The organism is Flammeovirga yaeyamensis (genome assembly GCF_018736045.1).
Classification (GTDB): Bacteria; Bacteroidota; Bacteroidia; order Cytophagales; family Flammeovirgaceae; genus Flammeovirga; species Flammeovirga yaeyamensis.
The window spans coordinates 2,256,331-2,275,850 of sequence record NZ_CP076132.1 but is presented as its reverse complement, the minus strand read 5'-3'; the positions used below and the strand labels follow the sequence as shown (position 1 = coordinate 2,275,850).

Here is a 19,520-nt window from a genome sequence, read left to right as displayed (position 1 = left end):
CTTGACATGAAAGTCTAGTTCTCTTTGTTATGTTTATCTCCATGCAGGGTGTTGTGTAATGTTTCTCGAAACATCCAAAGCAGATTGTGGAATAGGTAAAACGTAGTTTCTATTCCCCATGCTACCATTTCGTCTACCTCTAATGAAATCTCTGCTTACAGAGCCATCTAAATGCTCATATTCTACTGATTCGACATCCACTTGTAAAGAGTTTTCTGTCCAATGTTTAGGGTTACCAAATTGATTCATACCCCATCTCCATGAATCCCAGAAACGTTTTTGCTCACCAGCAAACTCTACTCTTCTTTCTCTCTGGATCAATTCTCTAACAGCAACTTGTGTATTATAGATCGACTGATTTACCTTTGGCATACCTGCTCTTTCTCTTACTTGATCTATTGCATTATACACTTCTGATGATGGACCTCTTACTTCGTTTTGTGCTTCTGCAAAGAATAATAATGTTTCGGCATATCTATAAATGTAGTTGTTCACATCGCATAGAGATGGTGATATCTTATCTAAATCAGTATATTTTCTATAGTTATAACCAGTTACAGTACAGTTATTACCACCAATTACATTTGGGTTATTATCATCTAACCTTAAAGGCTCATATAGAATGCCTCCATAGACTGTTCCATTGTAAAGGATCGATTGCTCAAATCTTGGATCTCTAATTGTGTATCCTTGCTTATCATTTACAGCATCATATAAAGGTGAATCTGTAAATGGATAAACACCATCTTTGGCTTCATAAGCATCTACTAAATCTTGAGTTGGTGCTACAGATGACCAACCACCAAGGAATCCATTTGGCAACAACATATAATTTGTATAGTTGTCCCAATCTGCGTTTACACCATTTTTATACTCTCTCCAAAGAATCACTTCCTTAGTACCACCCTGTGTACTTGAATGAAATAAATCTTCATAGTGAGGTTCTAAAGCATAATTTCCTGAATTGATAATCGCCTTAGTTTGTTCAATAACACCTTGATAATCCTGATTCCAAATCAAATAATCAGCTTTAAGCATTCTTGCTGCTCCTTTTGTTAATCGACCTTCTGCACTTGTTTCTGGTAAACCTTCTATTGCTAAATCTAGATGTTCTTCGATAAAAGCTTTAATTTCTTCTTCCTTTGAAGTAGGTACATCTGCTTCTTGAACAGTTAAAAGACGATCAACAAGCGGCACTTCTCTATAAGCTTTCCACATATCAAAGTATTTGGATGCTAAGAAAAAATAAGTCTCCGCCTTCATTTCTTTATTTGATTCGGGAGAAACACCTGGCACTTCGTCTATCTTTGCCAAGAATTCGTAACAGTTTCTGATATCCTTATAATCAAACCACCAATCACAAAAACCTGTAAAAGCATTATGATTACCAGTTGTATAATCTCTTAAATCAGAACCCTCCCAAGCATATTTTAAATACCCATTATCTGAAGCACTTTCTAAATAAAGATGCCAAAAAGGAGTTAAAGAGTTATAGTTATTATTTAAGAAGGCTCTTGCCTCTGCTTCATTCTTCCAGAAGGTTTCATCGGTTACTGCATGTAATGGCTCTTTGTCTAAAAGATTACAGCTATTTAATAAACCAACTAAAAGAAAAAGTATGAATATATTATTTTTAATGTTTTTCATTTGTTTATCAGTTTAGGTTAGAAGTTTAAGCTAATTCCAGTTGTGTACACAGAAAGTTGAGGATAACTTGCACCTCTACTACCATTTGAAATTTCAGGATCAATGGTTGGTGACCATAAAGCCGATGAGGTCCATAAGTTATCACCTGAGACATAGATTCTTGCTGATGTAGCCCCTACTTTTTTCAATAAATCCGCACTAAAAGTATAACCTACAGTAACGTTCTTTAAACGAATATATTTACCATCTTGAATCCAGAAATCTGAAAAATATCTACCCGGATCATTTACTGTATATTCTTCTCTAAACTTTGGATATTCATTAGAGTTTGGCCATGCTTTTTCTACTTGCCATTCTTGAGGTGTAGCTTGTAAGAAGAACGGTACAGCTGCTTCATTTATTAAAACAACATCTCTTTGTAAGGCTCCATTAAATAAGATATTGAAATCGAACCCTTTAAAACTACCTCCTAGGTTAATACCAAACATGTATCTCGGGTTTGGATCACCTAGTAATTCTCTATCATCACCATCAATTACACCATCGCCATTGATATCCACCAATTTGATATCACCAGCTCCAATATTATTATTTAGATTATAGTGTGCAGTATTGGCTTTTGCTTCTTCATCCGTTTGATAAATTCCATCTGAACGGAAACCATACCATGCTCTCATTGGTGCTCCAACATCAGTAAAACGCATATCATCAATCCATGGACCAGTTTCTAAGATGTCCACCACATTGTTTCTATTATCAAATAGGTTTAAGTTGACAAAATAGTTGAAATCACCTATTTGATTTTGGTGTCTTACTGAAACTTCCCATCCATTATTATCTACAATACCTGCATTTACTCTTGGAGCATCATAACCAAATTGAGGAGGTACTGGTACATTCATTAAGATATCTGTCGTTCTGTTGGTAAATACATCTACCGTAAATCCGATTAAACGACCAAAGAAGTCTGCTTCTAAACCAAAGTTTGTTGTTGTTTTTGTTTCCCATTTAATGTCTGGGTTGGCCGTTTTATCGTAATAAACAGCAGTCACACCTTCTCCTCCAATCACAGCAGATGAAGCAGCCAAAGTTGGAGTCCAATCAAAACTACCAATATTTTGGTTACCCACTTTACCCCAAGAACCTCTTACTTTTAGGTTAGTTACCCACTCCACATCTTTTAAGAAACTTTCTTCACTAATTCTCCAACCTAATGAAAGAGATGGGAATAATCCGTATCTGTGACTAGGACCAAATTTAGAAGAACCATCTCGTCTAATATTGGCTTCAAAAAGGTATCTATCTTTGAAAGCATAATTGACTCTTGCATAAAGAGACTGGATAGCCCACTGATCAGCAGTACCACCCATCATCCAATCTTTTGGATCACGAGAACCTGCATCAATAATATGAATATTATCCGTTAGGTAATTGTAACGAGTCATTGAACCTTGTTCCCATAATTGCGTCTCGTTTGAATAACCTACCATGGCTTTTAGATAGTGGTTATTCCAATGTTTCTCATAATCCAATCGAGCTTGTAAACCACTATATGTGGTTGCGGCGTTATAGTCCTCGTACCAGTTTGGTTCGGTTTTCACTAACTTACCATCCCCGTCGTAATAGTCATGTTTATTATTAAATGCCTTTCCTCTATCATGAGAGTATCTAAAATTATAATCTACAACTGCTTTTAAACCATCAACAATTTTGTATTCAGCTCCTAACATTAACTGAGTGTTCACCCAATTTGAAGTTCTATCACCACCTTCTTCCATCCATCTAACTGGGTTTCCGTTTCTTACATAATTCCATTCTCCGTTGTCCCATTTGATTGGATCGATTGGTGAGTAAATGTTTGCATTATAATAAGCAGAACCAATACCTCTAGTTGGTTGTTGTCTCACTGAATTATCAAAAGCTGATTTGAAATGTGTTGTTAATCGATCATTCACTTTCGCATCTACATTCATTCTGAAGTTATATCTCTGAAAATTAGTATTCGGTGTTAATCCACCTTGATCGAAAAATGAACCAGAACCATAATACTTCACCTTTTCACTACCACCTGAAACCGTCATATTATGTTGTTGCTGCATTGCTGTACTAGACATGATCGCATCCCTCCAGTTCACACCTTGTCTTGATCCATTTCTATATTCATCAATTTGATCTTGAGTAAATACTGGATTTGAATTTACTCCATCATTTTGTCTAGCTAAGTTGCTTAGCTCCATAAACTCTACAGCACCTACAAACTTATGCTCCATTGTTGGAGTTTGTACACCAACATAACCGTTGTAACCAAAAGACACCTTTCCTTCTTTACCTCTTTTTGTTGTGATTAGAATAACACCACCTGCTGCATGTGCACCATAAATAGCTGTTGCAGAAGCATCTTTCAACACAGTAATGGACTCGATATCTTGGGGGTTGATATTATTCATGCTCATTGGCATTCCATCGACAATTACCAATGCTGGAGTATCATTAATTGATGAAGAACCTCGAATTAGGATATCCATGTTATCCGCACCCGGTTGTCCTGAAGTTTGTGTAGCAACAACCCCTGGAAGTGTCCCTTGAAATAAAGCTGATGTAGAAGTAACAGGTCTATCTTTAATAGTTTCTGAACCAATTGTTTCTAAGGAACCTGTTACGTTTTCCTTTTTCTGTTCACCAAAACCAACAACAATCACCTCTTCTAGTTGCTCTGAACCTTCTGAGAGAATGACATTCATTTTCGTTTGTGAACCTACTTTCATCTCTACAGTTCCAAATCCAATAAAACTGAAGATTAAAGTACTTTCGGAATTTGTTTCGATGTGGAATTCCCCTTGCACATCTGTAATAGTTCCTGTTGTTGTTCCTTTAATAGCAACATTTACCCCAGGTAGTAATTCGCCTGCTTCTGTTGATACTACTCCGGTCACCATTCTATTTTGAGCGAATGTAAAATTCACCAAAAATAGAAATGTGAAAAGTAATAGAGTTTTAAGTTTAGTAATAATTCGCATAGTTGTTTACGTAATTAATTGGTAGTTCATGTTTCATTTCGAAGCAAGTTAATAATATTTATTATTTATAAAAATTAGTTTATTATTTTTATTATTAAATAATGATAGCCAAAAATCATTTGTATTGGGTTCAAAATATTAGGAATGATTTAAAAAACATCTATTATAACCATAAAATGAATATTTATTGATTAAAAACAGGTATCTTTATTATTAACATTTATTATATATAAATCATTTTCATCATAAAACAACTACTGAAATATATTCTCAATTCATGATTTATATAGAATATTATTCATTATATCTTTTTTTAATAAGGTACAATTTAAGATATTTACGCAACAACCAATTATTATATAATTTTTATTACTTATACAGAAATGAACAAACTCCAACTAAAATTATTATTACTTTTCTCCTTTTTGATGCATCAAGTCTATGCTCAAGTAGAAAGAAATCCTGACCCTTATATTGAAAACCCTGATATGATTGGGGAAAATAAAATGGATCCAAGAGCTGCATTTTTTCCTTTTACAACTCAAGAAGATGCTTTAAAGAATAAATATGAGGCTTCATCAAATTATTTTTCTTTAAACGGCACATGGAAATTTAAATTGCTAGAAAATGGAATCAATATTCCAAAAGGATTTTCAAAGTCCGATTTTAGTCATGACAAATGGGATACAATTAAAGTCCCTGCCAATTGGGAAGTAGAAGGATTTGACATCCCTATATATAACAATGACTATTATCCATTTGCTGATGTAAGAGAACGTGCAAAAGGATTTACTGAAATGGATAAGCCTAACCCTCCTTTTGTTCCGGTACAAAAAAATCCAGTCGGTCTTTATTTTAGAACTTTTGATGTAAACGATGATTTCCTATCTCAAAATGTTGTTTTACATATTGGTGCTATAAAATCAGCGGCTTTTATTTATATCAACGGACAAAAAGTAGGTTATACTCAAGGATCAAAAACTCCTTCTGAATTTGATATTACCTCTTATTTAAAGAAGGGTGAAAACACGATTGGATTTCAGGTCTACCGTTGGTCAGATGCTTCTTATATAGAATGTCAAGATTTCTGGAGATTTAGTGGAATTGAAAGAGATGTATTTTTAATTGCTCAAAACCCTGTGCATTTGCAAGATTTTGGAGCGATTACTACTCTAAAAAATGATTATAAGGATGGTGTGTTAGATTTATCTATCAAGGTGGAAAACACTAGCAATCAAGTAGAAGAAGCGACCATATCCTACCAACTTTTTGATAATAAAACGGTTACTTCGAATGCAAATGTTATTCTACAAAAATCTCAAAAAATAGAAATTCCTGCTCATGGACATCAAGAAGTAAAATACAATGAGTTTGTAGAGGATGTAAAATCTTGGAATGCAGAAAACCCTCAATTATATACTTTACTTATCACTGTTGAAAAAGATGGGAAGGTCCTTCAAACAACAGCAGAAAGAATTGGTTTTAGATCTGCAGAAGTAAAAAATGGTCAGTTTTTAATTAACGGTCAGGCAATCATTGTGAAGGGAGTTAACCTACACGAACATAATGCCTATACTGGACATGTGGTGGACGAGGATATAATGAGAACGGATTTAGAGTTGATGAAGAAATTAAACATCAATGCTATTCGTACCTCTCACTATCCTCAACCTAGACGTTTTTATGAATTATGTGCTGAATATGGTATGTATGTCGTTGATGAAGCCAATGTAGAATCTCATGGTATGGGTTATAGTCTTGAAAAAGGGAAGTCGATTAGTAATAACCCATCTTTTGAAAAATCGATTGTGGATCGTACACGAAGAATGTATGAAAGAGACAAAAACTACCCTTGTATAGTGACTTGGTCGTTAGGTAATGAATCGGGTAATGGGTATAACTTCTATCAATCGTATTTGTATTTAAAAAGTGTAACAGACATTCCTGTTCAATACGAAAGAGCTGGCTTGGAATGGAATACGGATATTTACTGTCCTATGTATGGCGATCATAAATTCATAGAAGATTACGCTAAAAAGTATACAGATCGACCATTGATTCAATGTGAGTACGAACACTATATGGGTAACTCTGGTGGTGGTCTCAAAGAATACATGGATTTATATGAAAAATATGATAACCTTCAAGGTGGCTTTATTTGGGATTGGGTAGATCAAGGACTTTACACAAAGGATGCAGATGGAAATGCTTTCTTTGCTTATGGAGCTGATTTTGGTCCTGAAAATGTCCCTTCAGATGGAGCTTTCCTTGCAAATGGTATTGTTGATTCAGATAGAAAGTTAAAGCCGAGTAGTTTTGAAGTAAAGAAGAATTATCAAAATATTAAGTTTAAAGCTTTAGACGTAGCGAAAGGAGAATTTGAAATCAAAAACTGGTTTGATTTTACGGATTTATCTGGATACTCAATATATCCATTTATAAAGGCCGATGGAAAATACCTCAAAAGACTACCTACAATTAAATTAAAAACTGCTCCACATCAGGTAGAGAAGATTCTATTAAATTATGGTACACTTCCTCAAAACAAAGAATGTTTTATTCATTTTGAAGTAAGAAATGATAATGGGAGTCATTTTGTTCCATCTAATTATACCATTGCTTTAGATCAATTTGAAATCCCGAATGATATTCAATTACAAAATGTAAATATTGAAAAGTTAGCTTCTATTTCTCTAGATGAAGGTGATAATAAAATTCAGATAAAGAATAAGAATTTCAGTTTTGTATTTGATAAAAACGAAAGAACTTTCACTTCTTATAGTTTCAAAGGAACAGAATTTATTCAGGATAAATCAGGTTTAACTCCAAGTTTCTACAGAGGTTTAACTTGTAACGATATGGGTGCTTACGCTTTCCAAAAAGCGAAAGATTGGAATGTGGCAACTCATGAATTTTCTATTGAAAATATCACCACAGAGAAGATTAAAGATAATGTAGTACAAATGAATATTACTTATCATTTACCAAATGTAGAGACCAAATTCGTTATGGAATACACTGTTTTTGGCGATGGTTCCTTGAAAGTAAAAAGTACTTTAAAAGGCATGGAAGAAAAAGAAAAATTGCCTGAACTGATTCGAGTCGGTCTACGAATGAACTTGAAAAAAGAATTTGATAATATGTCCTTTTTTGGCAGAGGTCCTGAAGATAATTATGCTGATAGAAATAGTGCTAATAATGTCGATCTTTTTACCAAAAAAGTTAGTGACCAAGAAATACCTTATATCCGTCCACAAGAATTTGGGAATCATACTGATGTTAGATGGATAGCATTACAAAATAATAAAGGAGTTGGATTATTGGCTTATTCTTCGGATCAATATCAATTAAGTACTAGCGCTATTAATTATACCGACGAATCTCTTGATGCTGGAGATGCATCATACAATTACCCTAAAAATTTGAGACATGATCAAAGGCATCCTTATCAAATTGAAAAATTGGATGGTGTACAGTGGCATATTGATCATCTTCAAGAAGGTGTTGGTGGTGTGAATTCTTGGTGGTCGAGAGCAATGGATCAATACATGCTTGACCCAACTCAAGATTATAGTTATGAATTTATGTTAGTGCCTTTCAAGAAATTAAAATCGAATCAACTTTTTGAAAAGAGTAAAATGAGATATTCTAACAACATTAATTAAATGTAGATTGTTATATCGATAAAAATGGGTGGTTTTAATTCTAAACCGCCCTTTTTTATTATTTTTGATGAAAGCATTCTTCATTAAAAATGGAATAACAAATCTTCGCACTTCAAACAGTGACTTCTTAATATTTTTTTCAATCAATTTTTTCAAAATGGAACAACTTAGAGTAAACAATCAAAGAGCATCTATTGCTAAAATTTTCCTTGGATTTATGTGTTTTCTTTCCTTTGTAATGATGGTGAATCACATTATTATTTATAATATTTTAATAGACATTGAAGACCAAAGTGCTCTTGCTGATGACTATATCATGTTTTTTGGCATTCCTTTAGGATTGAATGCTTTTGCTCAATTTGGTTATGTAATCGGACTTATAATTACAGGTATCTTATTCATCAAATGGATGAGAAGAGCATATCATAATCTAAAATTAAAAGTGGATTATTTGGGTTACTCAGAATCTGAAACAGTTTGGAGTTGGTTTATCCCATTCTTAAACTGGGTACGTCCTTATCAAATTATGAGTGAATTATTTCTGGAATTAAGGCAATACTTACAAAAAAATGGACAGGAAATAAAGGATAACTCTTTTATGGTCAATATTTGGTGGGGCTTATGGGTTGTAAACAATATCCTTAACACTATTACTTCTAAATTATATACTTTAGAAGAAACCGTAGAAAAATTAAAAACGGGGACTGCTGTTGAAATATTTAGTAGTGCAGTTTCTATAATTGCTGCATTATTAGCTATTAAAATGATCAGTTATTATAACGAAATGGAGACTAAAATGATTGATACAAGTTCTGAAGCTGAAGAGGGAAATATTTCCTTAGCTTAGAAATAAACAAGGGTTGTTGTCAAATAATGAACAACAACCCTTGTTTGTTAAGTTCCAACAGGTAAACCACCATCAACAGAGAGGGCTACCCCATTTACGTACGACGATTGATCGCTAAGCAAGAAAACTACAGCTTTTGCTATTTCCTCTGGCTGACCATACCTTCTCTGAGGAACAATTTCTGTGAGTTGTTGAATAGCTTCTTCTTTATCCAAACTATTTTCTTCCATAAAAGCATTCACTTCAATGTCTGACATAGAGGTATCTATCATCCCCGGACATACACAGTTTATCCGAATATTTTTAGGCCCAAATTCAGCAGCTAAATGCTTTGTTAGACCAACTACTGCAAACTTTGATGTTCCATAAGCTGAAAACTCGGGCAAACCTCCTAACCCTGCCGATGAGGCATTATTGACTATTACACCTTTCCCTTGTTCTAAAAAATGAGGCATTAAGGATTTACAAAGTCGTTGCATTCCTAAAACATTCACATCAAAGGTGGTCTTCCAAATGTTTTCATCCAACATCAAGAAATCTCCAACGCCAATAGGTGTTCCCGCATTGTTAAAAATGCTATCAATCTTTTTGTACTTTGATAATACTTCTGATATCATTCGATCAATATCATCTTGAGAGGTGACATCCATAACCACCCCAAAAGCTTTCCCTCCATTGTATCGAATTTCATCCACCACCGTAGCCATCAGATGTTGATTTCTTTCAATATCCGTCACAATTACTACTGCTCCTTCTTTCGCAATTTGATGTGCAGTCGCATTTCCAATACCTCTTTCTGATGCTGCTCCTGTAACGATAATCACTTTATCTTGTAGGTGTTTTATTGCTGCCATAATCCCTCTTCAATTAAATCTTTTATCGTTCTTTCAATACTTTCTCTCATGATATTGATGGTATTATCAATCGCCTTCTGATCATACGTTAGTGGTGGCGACAGCACATTCAAGTTACCAATCGGACGGATAATCAATCCCAATTGCTTGGCGTGGTGATAAACTCTTTTTCCTATGTTCACTTCAGGAGCAAAACTCTCTTTGGTTTCTTTATTTTGCACATATTCCAATGCCAACATGTAATGACTTCCTCTTACTTCACCTACTATACCGTATTCACTCAGTTTTCCTAATTCTTCTTCGAAATAAGGACCCCACTTTGACACATGTCCGCAGAAATTATCTCTTTCTAGAATCTCAATATTCTTAAGACCTACCTGACAAGATAAAGCATGTCCTGAATACGTAAAGCCATGAGAGAAGTAAGGATTATCCTTTTTTGGTTTTGAGATGACTTGATGAATTTGATCTGAAATCATGGTTGCTCCCAGTGGAATGTACCCTGAGGAAATACCTTTCGCATAGACACACATATCGGGTTCCACATCAAAAAGATATTTTGATGACACCATCTTACCTAATCGTCCGAAAGCAGTGACCACCTCATCAGAAACATAGAGAATATCGTACTTTTTACAAAGGGCATGTGTTCTCTTATGGTAATCACCTGGAGGGACAATTACACCTCCAGCACCCATGATAGGCTCTGCAAAAAACATAGCGATATTATCTGGGCCAATCTTGATGATCGCTTCCTCCATTTCATCCACTAGAAAATCGATAAACTCTTCTAAAGTTCGATCCCCTTGATTACGATAAGTATATGGAGCCGTTAAATAATGTACCAATTGATGTGGTAAATCAAATGACATGTGTGTAGATGAAATACCCGTAATCGCATGGGCTAAATACGTGCTTCCATGATACGCCAAATCTCTTGATAAGATCTTCTTCTTATTGGGTTTCCCTAAGAGATTAAAATAATAGTGCGCAATCTTTACCGCTGTATCATTTCCCATCGATCCACCTGTACCATAAAATACATGGTTCAATGCTCCTGGAGAAATTTCTGCTAACTTCTCTCCAAGTTCGGCCATTGGTTTTGAACTAGCATCTTCAAAAGTGTTGTAATACGCTAACTTCTGAGATTGTTTCGCCATGGTCTCTGCTATTTCTTCGTTACCATGACCAATATTTACACACCAAAGACCTGCAATTCCATCCAAATAAGCTCTTCCTTGTTCGTCATAAATATGATGCCCTTTTCCTTTAGCGTAGATGACCGAACCTTCATCAGAGAATTTTTCGAAGTTGGTGTAAGGATGAATGACATGTTGTTTATCCAACGTCCAATAATCCTTTTGCTGTCTTTTGATGTTTGTTGAATCCATATTCATAATGAAAAATGTTTAAATTATTATGGGTTAAACTTGAATTGTTCATCCGTTTGGTTAAGGATGTATTATGATTTTATGGTATTGGCAAATACTTGCTCCATCAGTTGCTGACTTACCCCTGCCGTCCATCCGCCATCCACGTAAATCGCTTGTCCGTTGATGAATTTGGCGGCATCTGAGGCTAGAAACTGATAAACACCAACGAGATCATTGGTCTCTGCCACTCTACCTAAAGGTGAAAATACTTCGCTCATATACTGAGTGTAATCCGCATCCTCTGCAGATTCCATCATCGGCGTTTTTGTATTGGACGGACATACTGCATTCACACGAATTTGTCTGTCTGCCAGCTCTAAGGCCAACGATTTTGTGATGCTAATCAATGCTGTTTTGGAAGCACTATAGGGTTCCATTCCTCCTACCTTAGTCTCTGCCGATTGGGAGGAAGTATTGATAATCACCCCTCCATCATTCATTAATGGCACTCCATATTTTGCACAATACATGGGCCCCAATAAATTGATATCGAAAATCGTTTTCCAATCTTTAGGATCACTGTCCACTATATTCCCTGGAAGGAAACCCACTCCTGCATTATTGATTAAAACATCTATTGGTTTATTCAGCCTTTTGATGTTATCAAATGCTTTTTTGACAGCATATGCCTCTCCTACATCGCATTGTACAAAATGATGTATGGAGCGTGGCGGATCTTGAGGAGGTTGTATATCAAGTGCAATCACAAATGCCCCTTCTCTATCAAATAAATGACATAAGGCGAGACCAATTCCACTACTCCCTCCGGTGATGACCACCGTTTTATTTTTTATTGAAAATTCATTCATTTGTTGCTGGCTTTTTGATTAATACAGATAGATAAGTGATGTATACCATCAAGAAAATGGACACACTTACTATGCTTAATACTAGATAATTACCATCTGTGGTAATCATCGATAAGAATAAAGGTCCCATCGCAAAACCTATGGAATACATGGGGGTAACCATCACGACTCCTTTTCCTGATTGGTCTTGATCTGCTATGATTCCGGTGAGATAAGGGATAATTAAATTCACCCCAAAACTACCTGTAAGCACACCAATAGTAAAATAGACTTTATCGTCTGTACCCACGCATAAACTATAGATAATCAGACCTAAAATGGAGATAGAAATAGGCAACATTCTTCCATACTTACTACCAATAAAAAGTGGAATCATTAATGCCGGAATGGCAATCAACAAGCCAGAAGAAAGGACAGTAGAAACAAATTCGGGATCGAAGTGGTTGGCCACAGCTATTCGTTCTGTGAACGACCACAATCCACCATATCCTACAAACATCAATAAAACACCTAATAAACATAAAAAAACGAGGATTGGTATTCTCTGACTACTGCCTTTTTCTTCCAGTTGACGACCGCCTTTCGGCATAAATTGTATCACAAATGGCAAACAAATTATTGCAAGAATAATCTGCATGGCATAAATGACGTCTGCTTTTTCATAATTGGGGAAGAAAGATATTCCTTCCATACATAGTGCTCCAAATACAAGGGTGATGATCAAATAAGCAGCAAAATTCCGGTCGGTATCTCCAAACTTATTGATTACTGCTAACGTTAATGCCACCCCTATACCTTGACCAAGACCTGTAAGCCATCTTATCAATAATAAAACCGGAAAAGAACCAACGATTGTTGTCAAAGCATTTCCACAAATCATCACCAACACACTGATTATTGCCATTCTTTTCCAATTGGTTTTGTTGATCCAAAAGAAAGAGGAAATCGAACTCATGCTGTAACCAATCAGGTCACTTGCAGCAAACAAACCCGATTGCTGTGGTGTGAGATTAAATTGCTCAGACACTGCTCCAACCATAATCGGTAGAAGGTAAATCATTAAAAGACCTGCATTTCCGAGAAGAAACGCTGCCCATAGTTCTTTGTTGAATTTCATTGTTAGTTATGTCTTAGTGCCCTTTTTAAAATTTTTCCAGTTGCCGATACTGGCAAAGCATCGAAGAAATCGATTTCCCTAGGATACTTATAATCGGCTATCTTACTTTTTGTCCATTGAATTAAATCTTCCTTTGATATATCGTGTTCATCTTCTAATACCACACAGGCTTTAATCTCCTCTCCTAGACGATCGTTATGAATGCCGATAACAGCTACTAAAGAAACAGCTTCATGTTGTATCATCACTTCCTCAATTTCTCTTGGATAGATATTGACACCACCTCTAAGAATGACATCTTTGGTGCGATCGACAATGTAGTAGTAGCCTTCCTCATCTTGTCTTGCGACATCTCCAGAATGCATCCATCCATCTATTAGGACTTTTTGTGTGGCTTCGGGGCGTTTGTAATAACCTTTCATCACATTGTGTCCACGGTAGAGTAATTCACCTCTTTCTCCTTGCTTCACTTCTACTCCTTGTTTATCCACTAACTTTACCTCAACCCCCCAAACAGGATAACCAATAGAACCCGATTTTCTTTTCAAACCAGGGTGATTAAAAGAAACCACAGGTGCTCCTTCAGACATGCCGTAACCTTCATAAATATGGATTTCAAACTTGGCTTCAAAATCATTCATTACCTGAACAGGAAGTGATGCTCCTCCAGAAATACATAATCTTAAATTGGCTTTTACCTGTTCCATATTTACTGTTGATTTCTCATTTTTAAAATGAAGTAATCCCCAATACATGGTTGGTACACCTGCAAAAATGCTCACCCCTTCTTGTTGAATAGCACTAAGTACCAATTCAGCATCAAACCTTGGAATAATCACGTTGGTAATTCCGTGCATTATGCTTGTGTTCATCAAGCAAGTCTGACCGAAGATATGGAATAACGGAAGCACGGTTAATGCCTTATCCTCTTCCTTCAACTTAAAGAGGTGACGACACATACTTGCATTCCAACCTAAATTCGAATGTGACAACTCCGCTCCTTTCGGCTGTCCTGTTGTTCCTGATGTATAAATGATGACTGCCGTATTATCGGATTGAATTTGAGGAGTAGAGTACTCTGTATTGCTATCCTCAAGAAATTCCTCCAACGTTAGCTCATTTTCCACCTTATTATTTGATGTCCCATCCAGAGTAATTAATAACTGACAACTCTGAGTGGTATCAAATGCTCTCCGACCATATTTACCCATCGGTAATTGTGCATCTCCTTCGAAACAGAAATAAAATTTTGCATCTGCATCTTCCAAGTGGTATTTGATTTCATCATTTTTTAATAAAATACTTAATGGAACCACCACACCACCTGCTTTTAAGATGCCATAATATATCATTGGAAAGTAATGTAGATTAGGACAACTTAATGCTACATGATCTCCTTTTTGTAATCCATGTTTTTGGAGTGATGAAGCAATTTTACTTGCTTCATCATTCAGTTCTTTAAAAGTTAGTCGTGTTGGACCGCAGACAATTGCCTCCTTGCCTGGAAAACGTCTACTTGCGTCTTCAAGTCCAATAGATAAATTAAACATAAGTGATAATTTAGATATGTGCTGTTTATTGGATGTAATGTTACTTGTGGAGTGCGACTTAGAAGATGTTGATTTTTAAATCAGCACCATAAGTTCTTGCTTGGTTGATGGAAACGAAATCGCCAATTAAACCTTGGAAACCGTGTCCGAAGTATAATTCATTCGTTAAGTTTTTGCCCCATATACCAATGTTGTAACGACTGTTCTTGATAGAATATCCCAAGCGAGCATTCACTATGGCTGCCGCTTTTCTGGAGATACTTTCTGTATTGTAGATATCGTTAAATGACTGTCCATTATACGATACATTCAACATGGCAAAAAGCTTAGAACCGTTGTTAAATATTTTAGTGTATTCTGGTGTCACCGACATGGTGAATTCTGGTGCCTTGGCCATTTTATTACCACTCAAATCGACATCACCTACTTTGAATTCATCGTAAGTCATCTTTTGGATACCACCATTTAAATTGACTCTAAAGCCTTTGAATAGCATGGCATCAACTTCAATTTCACCACCGTAACCCGTCGATTTATCAGCGTTAGCAATAAAGTTGGTTAAACCTGCAAAAAGTAATTCCTGCTTATTTTCATAATCGATGTAGTAAGCAGCTACATTCAATCTCAGACGATTATTAAATGATGATTTATAACCAATCTCATAGCTATTGATGTATTCTGGTTTGTATAAAACATTCGCTTCTTCTACTGGATCGATCATGAATGATTCTAAGTTTAGATAACTTGATACAGCAAAGTTGTAACCTGTTCCTTTGAAACCTCTGGCGAATTTACCGTACACCATATGGTTGGGGTTGATTTCATAACTCAACCCAAAATCACCCGTAATAACATTATCTTCCGATTTGAATTCTTGATTGTCGTAAGGTGTTCCCAACATATACACCAATGGGAATCCTAACATATCGATGGCATCTTGAGATTCTACCGTAGTTTGTTGAGTGTTAAACACCTTCGATTCGTGTGTGAAACGAACACCTGCCGTTGCTTTAAATTGAGGTGTAAATTTAAAAGTACCTGATACAAACGCAGCCAAAGAAGTATTATCAATAGTACTCAAATTATTTACTTCCTCTGTATAACCAGGAATAAATAGATCATCTATACCAAAATCAGGTCCTAATAAAGGAGGTAGAAATTCTTGAGTAACACCAATATCATTTCCCTCAATCGTTTCTTTTACTCCATATAACCCTCCGATATAACTGAATCTTTTCGACTTATCTGAATTATATCTCAATTCCTGAGTGAAAGTATTAAACTTCTGACCTCTATCAAGATATACGGCTGGAATTGGTGAAACTTCTACATCCTGAATCGAACGATCTGATGATGCTGAATAAGCTGAGATAGAAGAAAAAGTTCCTGTGCCCATTTGAGCTATCACTTTGGCAGATGCACCATATTGATCTCTACTAAACGTAAACGGTTCACTAAATGATGCTTTTCTGTTTTCCCAGTCATCTGCTGCAAATAAATCAGGATCTACTGCCACTAAATCAGGAGAACTTAAATATGTCATTGATGCTTCTGCACTTGCATCATTATAATAGTATCCTTCCAAAGTGATATCGACCTTAGAAGAAGGTTTGTATAATAATGCTCCTCTTGCTCCACCAAACTTTGTTTTGTTCGCCTCTTGTCCTTCTTCAGATAAATGCTCTACATAACTACCTTGTCTATAATTATAAGCTCCTGTTACTCTAAATGCCAACTTATCGGGTACCAACATCACATTTGCCATACCTCTTGCTTGCATATAGTTATAGTTACCAGCAGACAATTCGATAGATGCACCATTATCCATATTTGGTTGAGCTGTGATGATATTTGCTACACCACCTACCGTATTCTTACCAAACAATGTACCCTGTGGACCTCTTAAAACTTCTACTCTTTCGATATCCATCATAACCGCATTAAAGCCATAGGCTCTGGATTGATATACATCGTTGATGTACATACCCACTGCTTGTTCAAGACCTACTCCATCGAAGTTGGTTGAAATACCTCTAATAGAAATATTTGTTTGAGATGGACCATAAGAGTCCGTAATTAAGTTAGGTACTGTATTTAAAGCTTCTACTGTAGACTTTACAGACATGTCTTCTAAATCTTTGCCTGTAATAACAGTGGCTGCCACACTTACTGTTTGTAGATCTTCTTCTACTCTATTCGCAGAAACCACTACGCTTTCTAATGTTAATTCATCGGGAGTTAGTTTTATATCTAAGACATCACCCTCTTTTACATCTTTAGTGATGTCTTCAAATCCAATAAATTCTATTTTAACCTGAGTCTCTTTTTTAGATAAGACCAAAGAAAATTTTCCTTCAAAATTAGTAGTTGTACCATTTTGAGTACCCACTTCTACAATTGTAGCCCCTACGATAGGTGTACCAGAATCCCCATCGATGATAGTCCCTTTGATATTTTGTCCATGTGCGTTGAGTGAGATAAAAAATATAGCAGAAATGAACAATAGATAGTTAAATACTTTCATAGTATTGTGTGTTTGGTTGTATTTCTATTAATGTTTATTTCAGTTAAGCCGTTACAAGAATACAAATATTTTATTTTTTATCAAATTATTTGCAAATATTTTATTTAATACAGACATTTATAAAAATTATACACTCACATGGATATAACGCACGCTCAACTAGATACTATGGACATTCAGGTTTTATCTCATTTAAAAGAAGATGGGAGAAAATCTTTTACAGATATTTCAAACGAGATGAATGTTTCAGTAGGAATGATACGTAATAGGTATCAAAAGTTAGTAGAAAGTAAAATTCTACATATCGTCGGGTGGGCCGATCCGTTAAAAGTAGGTTTAGAAGCGTATGCGCGTTTAAACCTTAAGGTACACCCTGCAGAAAAGATAAATACTGTCTGCGATCAGTTGGTGAAAATTCCAGAGGTAAGTTTTGTCGCTATCACTTCCGGGAATTACAACATCGAGATCAATATGACCTGTAAAAACAATAAGCATTTATTAGATACCGTAATTTCTAAGGTTCATGCAATCGAAGGAATTACCGATTCTAATACTACTATGTATATGGATGTTCGAAAGTGGGCCGCACACGCAATTGAACATGCTGATACTGTTGAAAAATAATTTCTCATTACTGTAATTCCCGCCGCTAAGATTACGTGATGATATCAAACACACTGTTGGTTGACAGTGCCTCTTTTTTATGCTCTTTTTGAAAGAAAAGTAGCTAATCAAGGCCTCATTGTCATACCCAAACTTTAATAAGCTAATTATCAGCTTTACGCATTAATTAAATTTTTCGATTGTAAATCAACGAATTGATATGATGAAAATTAATGGTGACCGATTATGGGATAGATTAATGGAAATCGCCCAAATCGGTGGCACTCCTAATGGTGGGGTATGTCGTCTCACGTTATCAGAGGAAGACAAAAAAGGAAGATTACTCTTCGAGGATTGGTGTAAAGGTTTAGGCTGTAGTATTCGAGTGGATGCTATGGGAAACCTATTTGCGACTTACCCTGGAAAAGATCCTTATTTACCTACCCTATTGCTAGGTAGTCATTTAGACAGTCAACCGACTGGAGGGAAATACGATGGTGTTATGGGTGTATTGGCTGGATTGGAGGTAATACATACTTTACACGATCAAAATTATGTTCCGGATAGAAATATAGTGGTGGCCTCTTGGACCAATGAAGAAGGTGCCCGATTTACCCCTGCCATGATTGGTTCAGGTGTTTTTTCGGAGACATTCAGTTTGGACTATGCCTACCAACAGAAAGATAAAGAGGGTATCACTTTGCATGATGCTTTGAACTCAATCGGCTATAAAGGTACTGATTCAGTTAAGCCAAATGAGTTTCAATATGCTTTGGAACTTCACATTGAACAAGGTCCAATACTCGAAAGAGAAGAGAAGCAAATTGGTATTGTTACGGGCGTTCAAGGTATCAGATGGTATGATATTCATATTAGCGGCAAAGAATGTCATGCGGGCCCTACGCCTATGGACTACCGTATCGATCCCATGCAAAGTGTCCCTCTCCTTTTAACAGAATTGTATAAAATTTCTGAGGTTTTTGGAGAGGATGCCCGAATTACTATTGGGTATATTGATGCCTCTCCTGCAGTGAAGAATACAGTTCCAGAAAAGGCGAGCATCTCTTTAGATATTCGCCACCCTAATGAGGATCAGCTTACCAAAATGCATGAATTTGTTCTAAGTGTTATTCAAACGATTGATAAAGAATCAAAATCATCCATTGAATTAGAGGAAATATGGCATTCCGAATCGGTAGTCTTCGATGACAACTGTGTGCATGCAGTTCAACAAGCCTCTGAAACATTAGGCTATCCGCATCGAAGAATCATTTCTGGTGCGGGACACGATTCGGTGTATACCTCAAAGGTTATCCCTACTTCGATGATCTTCATTCCTTGTAAAGACGGGTTGAGTCATAACGAATTAGAATCAGCCAAAAAGGAAGATGTGATCGCAGGTACAAATGTATTATTACATGCTAGTTTACAATTACAACACAAATAAATAAAGC

12 protein-coding genes are annotated in these 19,520 nt (G+C 35.9%); 4 read left to right on the top strand and 8 right to left on the bottom strand.

What is annotated here, in order from left to right:
- Nucleotides 1–33: 33 nt before the first annotated feature.
- Complete coding sequence (locus KMW28_RS08865; protein ID WP_169664538.1) at nt 34–1,647, bottom strand: RagB/SusD family nutrient uptake outer membrane protein; 1,614 nt, start codon at nt 1,645–1,647, stop codon at nt 34–36.
- A 17-nt stretch (nt 1,648–1,664) separates the two neighbouring features.
- Nucleotides 1,665–4,664: a SusC/RagA family TonB-linked outer membrane protein gene (locus KMW28_RS08860; protein WP_215585822.1), complete on the bottom strand. Its 3,000-nt coding sequence runs from the start codon at nt 4,662–4,664 to the stop codon at nt 1,665–1,667.
- Between the two features lie 383 nt (nt 4,665–5,047).
- On the opposite strand from KMW28_RS08860, the gene KMW28_RS08855 reads away from it, so the two are divergent.
- Both KMW28_RS08855 and KMW28_RS08850 read left to right on the top strand, forming a co-directional pair.
- Nucleotides 5,048–8,329, top strand: a complete 3,282-nt coding sequence (locus KMW28_RS08855) for a glycoside hydrolase family 2 TIM barrel-domain containing protein (protein ID WP_169664540.1) — start codon at nt 5,048–5,050, stop codon at nt 8,327–8,329.
- A gap of 157 nt (nt 8,330–8,486) precedes the next feature.
- The gene (locus tag KMW28_RS08850; protein ID WP_169664541.1) at nt 8,487–9,176 is read left to right on the top strand and encodes a DUF4328 domain-containing protein; all 690 of its coding nucleotides are present in this window, start codon (nt 8,487–8,489) and stop codon (nt 9,174–9,176) included.
- Between the two features lie 47 nt (nt 9,177–9,223).
- Here KMW28_RS08850 and KMW28_RS08845 read toward each other — a convergent pair whose 3' ends face one another.
- The 6 genes from KMW28_RS08845 to KMW28_RS08820 form a co-directional block, all read right to left on the bottom strand.
- Nucleotides 9,224–10,030: an SDR family NAD(P)-dependent oxidoreductase gene (locus tag KMW28_RS08845; RefSeq protein ID WP_169664542.1), complete on the bottom strand. Its 807-nt coding sequence runs from the start codon at nt 10,028–10,030 to the stop codon at nt 9,224–9,226.
- The gene (locus KMW28_RS08840; protein WP_205958191.1) at nt 10,018–11,427 is read right to left on the bottom strand and encodes an aminotransferase; all 1,410 of its coding nucleotides are present in this window, start codon (nt 11,425–11,427) and stop codon (nt 10,018–10,020) included. Before KMW28_RS08840 ends, KMW28_RS08845 begins: the two co-directional genes overlap by 13 nt.
- A 65-nt stretch (nt 11,428–11,492) precedes the next feature.
- Complete coding sequence (locus KMW28_RS08835) at nt 11,493–12,272, bottom strand: SDR family NAD(P)-dependent oxidoreductase (protein ID WP_169664543.1); 780 nt, start codon at nt 12,270–12,272, stop codon at nt 11,493–11,495.
- A complete protein-coding gene (locus KMW28_RS08830; RefSeq protein ID WP_169664544.1) occupies nt 12,265–13,389 on the bottom strand; it encodes an MFS transporter in 1,125 nt (374 codons plus the stop codon). The genes KMW28_RS08835 and KMW28_RS08830 overlap by 8 nt, the downstream gene beginning before the upstream one ends.
- Before the next feature lie 2 nt (nt 13,390–13,391).
- Complete coding sequence (locus KMW28_RS08825; RefSeq protein WP_169664545.1) at nt 13,392–14,939, bottom strand: long-chain-fatty-acid--CoA ligase; 1,548 nt, start codon at nt 14,937–14,939, stop codon at nt 13,392–13,394.
- A gap of 58 nt (nt 14,940–14,997) precedes the next feature.
- The gene (locus KMW28_RS08820; protein WP_169664546.1) at nt 14,998–17,463 is read right to left on the bottom strand and encodes a TonB-dependent receptor; all 2,466 of its coding nucleotides are present in this window, start codon (nt 17,461–17,463) and stop codon (nt 14,998–15,000) included.
- 138 nt (nt 17,464–17,601) lie between these two features.
- Here KMW28_RS08820 and KMW28_RS08815 point away from each other — a divergent pair, with 138 nt between their 5' ends.
- Nucleotides 17,602–18,087 (top strand): Lrp/AsnC family transcriptional regulator, encoded by a 486-nt coding sequence (locus KMW28_RS08815; protein WP_169664547.1) that lies wholly within the window; start codon nt 17,602–17,604, stop codon nt 18,085–18,087.
- 199 nt (nt 18,088–18,286) lie between these two features.
- Entirely contained in the window at nt 18,287–19,513 is a 1,227-nt protein-coding gene (locus KMW28_RS08810; protein ID WP_169664548.1) for a Zn-dependent hydrolase, read from the top strand.
- The last annotated feature ends 7 nt before the right edge of the window (nt 19,514–19,520 follow it).

Bases quoted from the DNA above. Each gene is read 5' to 3' on its own strand.
- KMW28_RS08865 (WP_169664538.1), bottom strand. From the start codon at position 1,647: ATGAAAAACATTAAAAATAATATATTCATACTTTTTCTTTTAGTTGGT.
- KMW28_RS08860 (WP_215585822.1), bottom strand. From the start codon at position 4,664: ATGCGAATTATTACTAAACTTAAAACTCTATTACTTTTCACATTTCTA.
- KMW28_RS08855 (WP_169664540.1), top strand. From the start codon at position 5,048: ATGAACAAACTCCAACTAAAATTATTATTACTTTTCTCCTTTTTGATG.
- KMW28_RS08850 (WP_169664541.1), top strand. From the start codon at position 8,487: ATGGAACAACTTAGAGTAAACAATCAAAGAGCATCTATTGCTAAAATT.
- KMW28_RS08845 (WP_169664542.1), bottom strand. From the start codon at position 10,030: ATGGCAGCAATAAAACACCTACAAGATAAAGTGATTATCGTTACAGGA.
- KMW28_RS08840 (WP_205958191.1), bottom strand. From the start codon at position 11,427: ATGAATATGGATTCAACAAACATCAAAAGACAGCAAAAGGATTATTGG.
- KMW28_RS08835 (WP_169664543.1), bottom strand. From the start codon at position 12,272: ATGAATGAATTTTCAATAAAAAATAAAACGGTGGTCATCACCGGAGGG.
- KMW28_RS08830 (WP_169664544.1), bottom strand. From the start codon at position 13,389: ATGAAATTCAACAAAGAACTATGGGCAGCGTTTCTTCTCGGAAATGCA.
- KMW28_RS08825 (WP_169664545.1), bottom strand. From the start codon at position 14,939: ATGTTTAATTTATCTATTGGACTTGAAGACGCAAGTAGACGTTTTCCA.
- KMW28_RS08820 (WP_169664546.1), bottom strand. From the start codon at position 17,463: ATGAAAGTATTTAACTATCTATTGTTCATTTCTGCTATATTTTTTATC.
- KMW28_RS08815 (WP_169664547.1), top strand. From the start codon at position 17,602: ATGGATATAACGCACGCTCAACTAGATACTATGGACATTCAGGTTTTA.
- KMW28_RS08810 (WP_169664548.1), top strand. From the start codon at position 18,287: ATGATGAAAATTAATGGTGACCGATTATGGGATAGATTAATGGAAATC.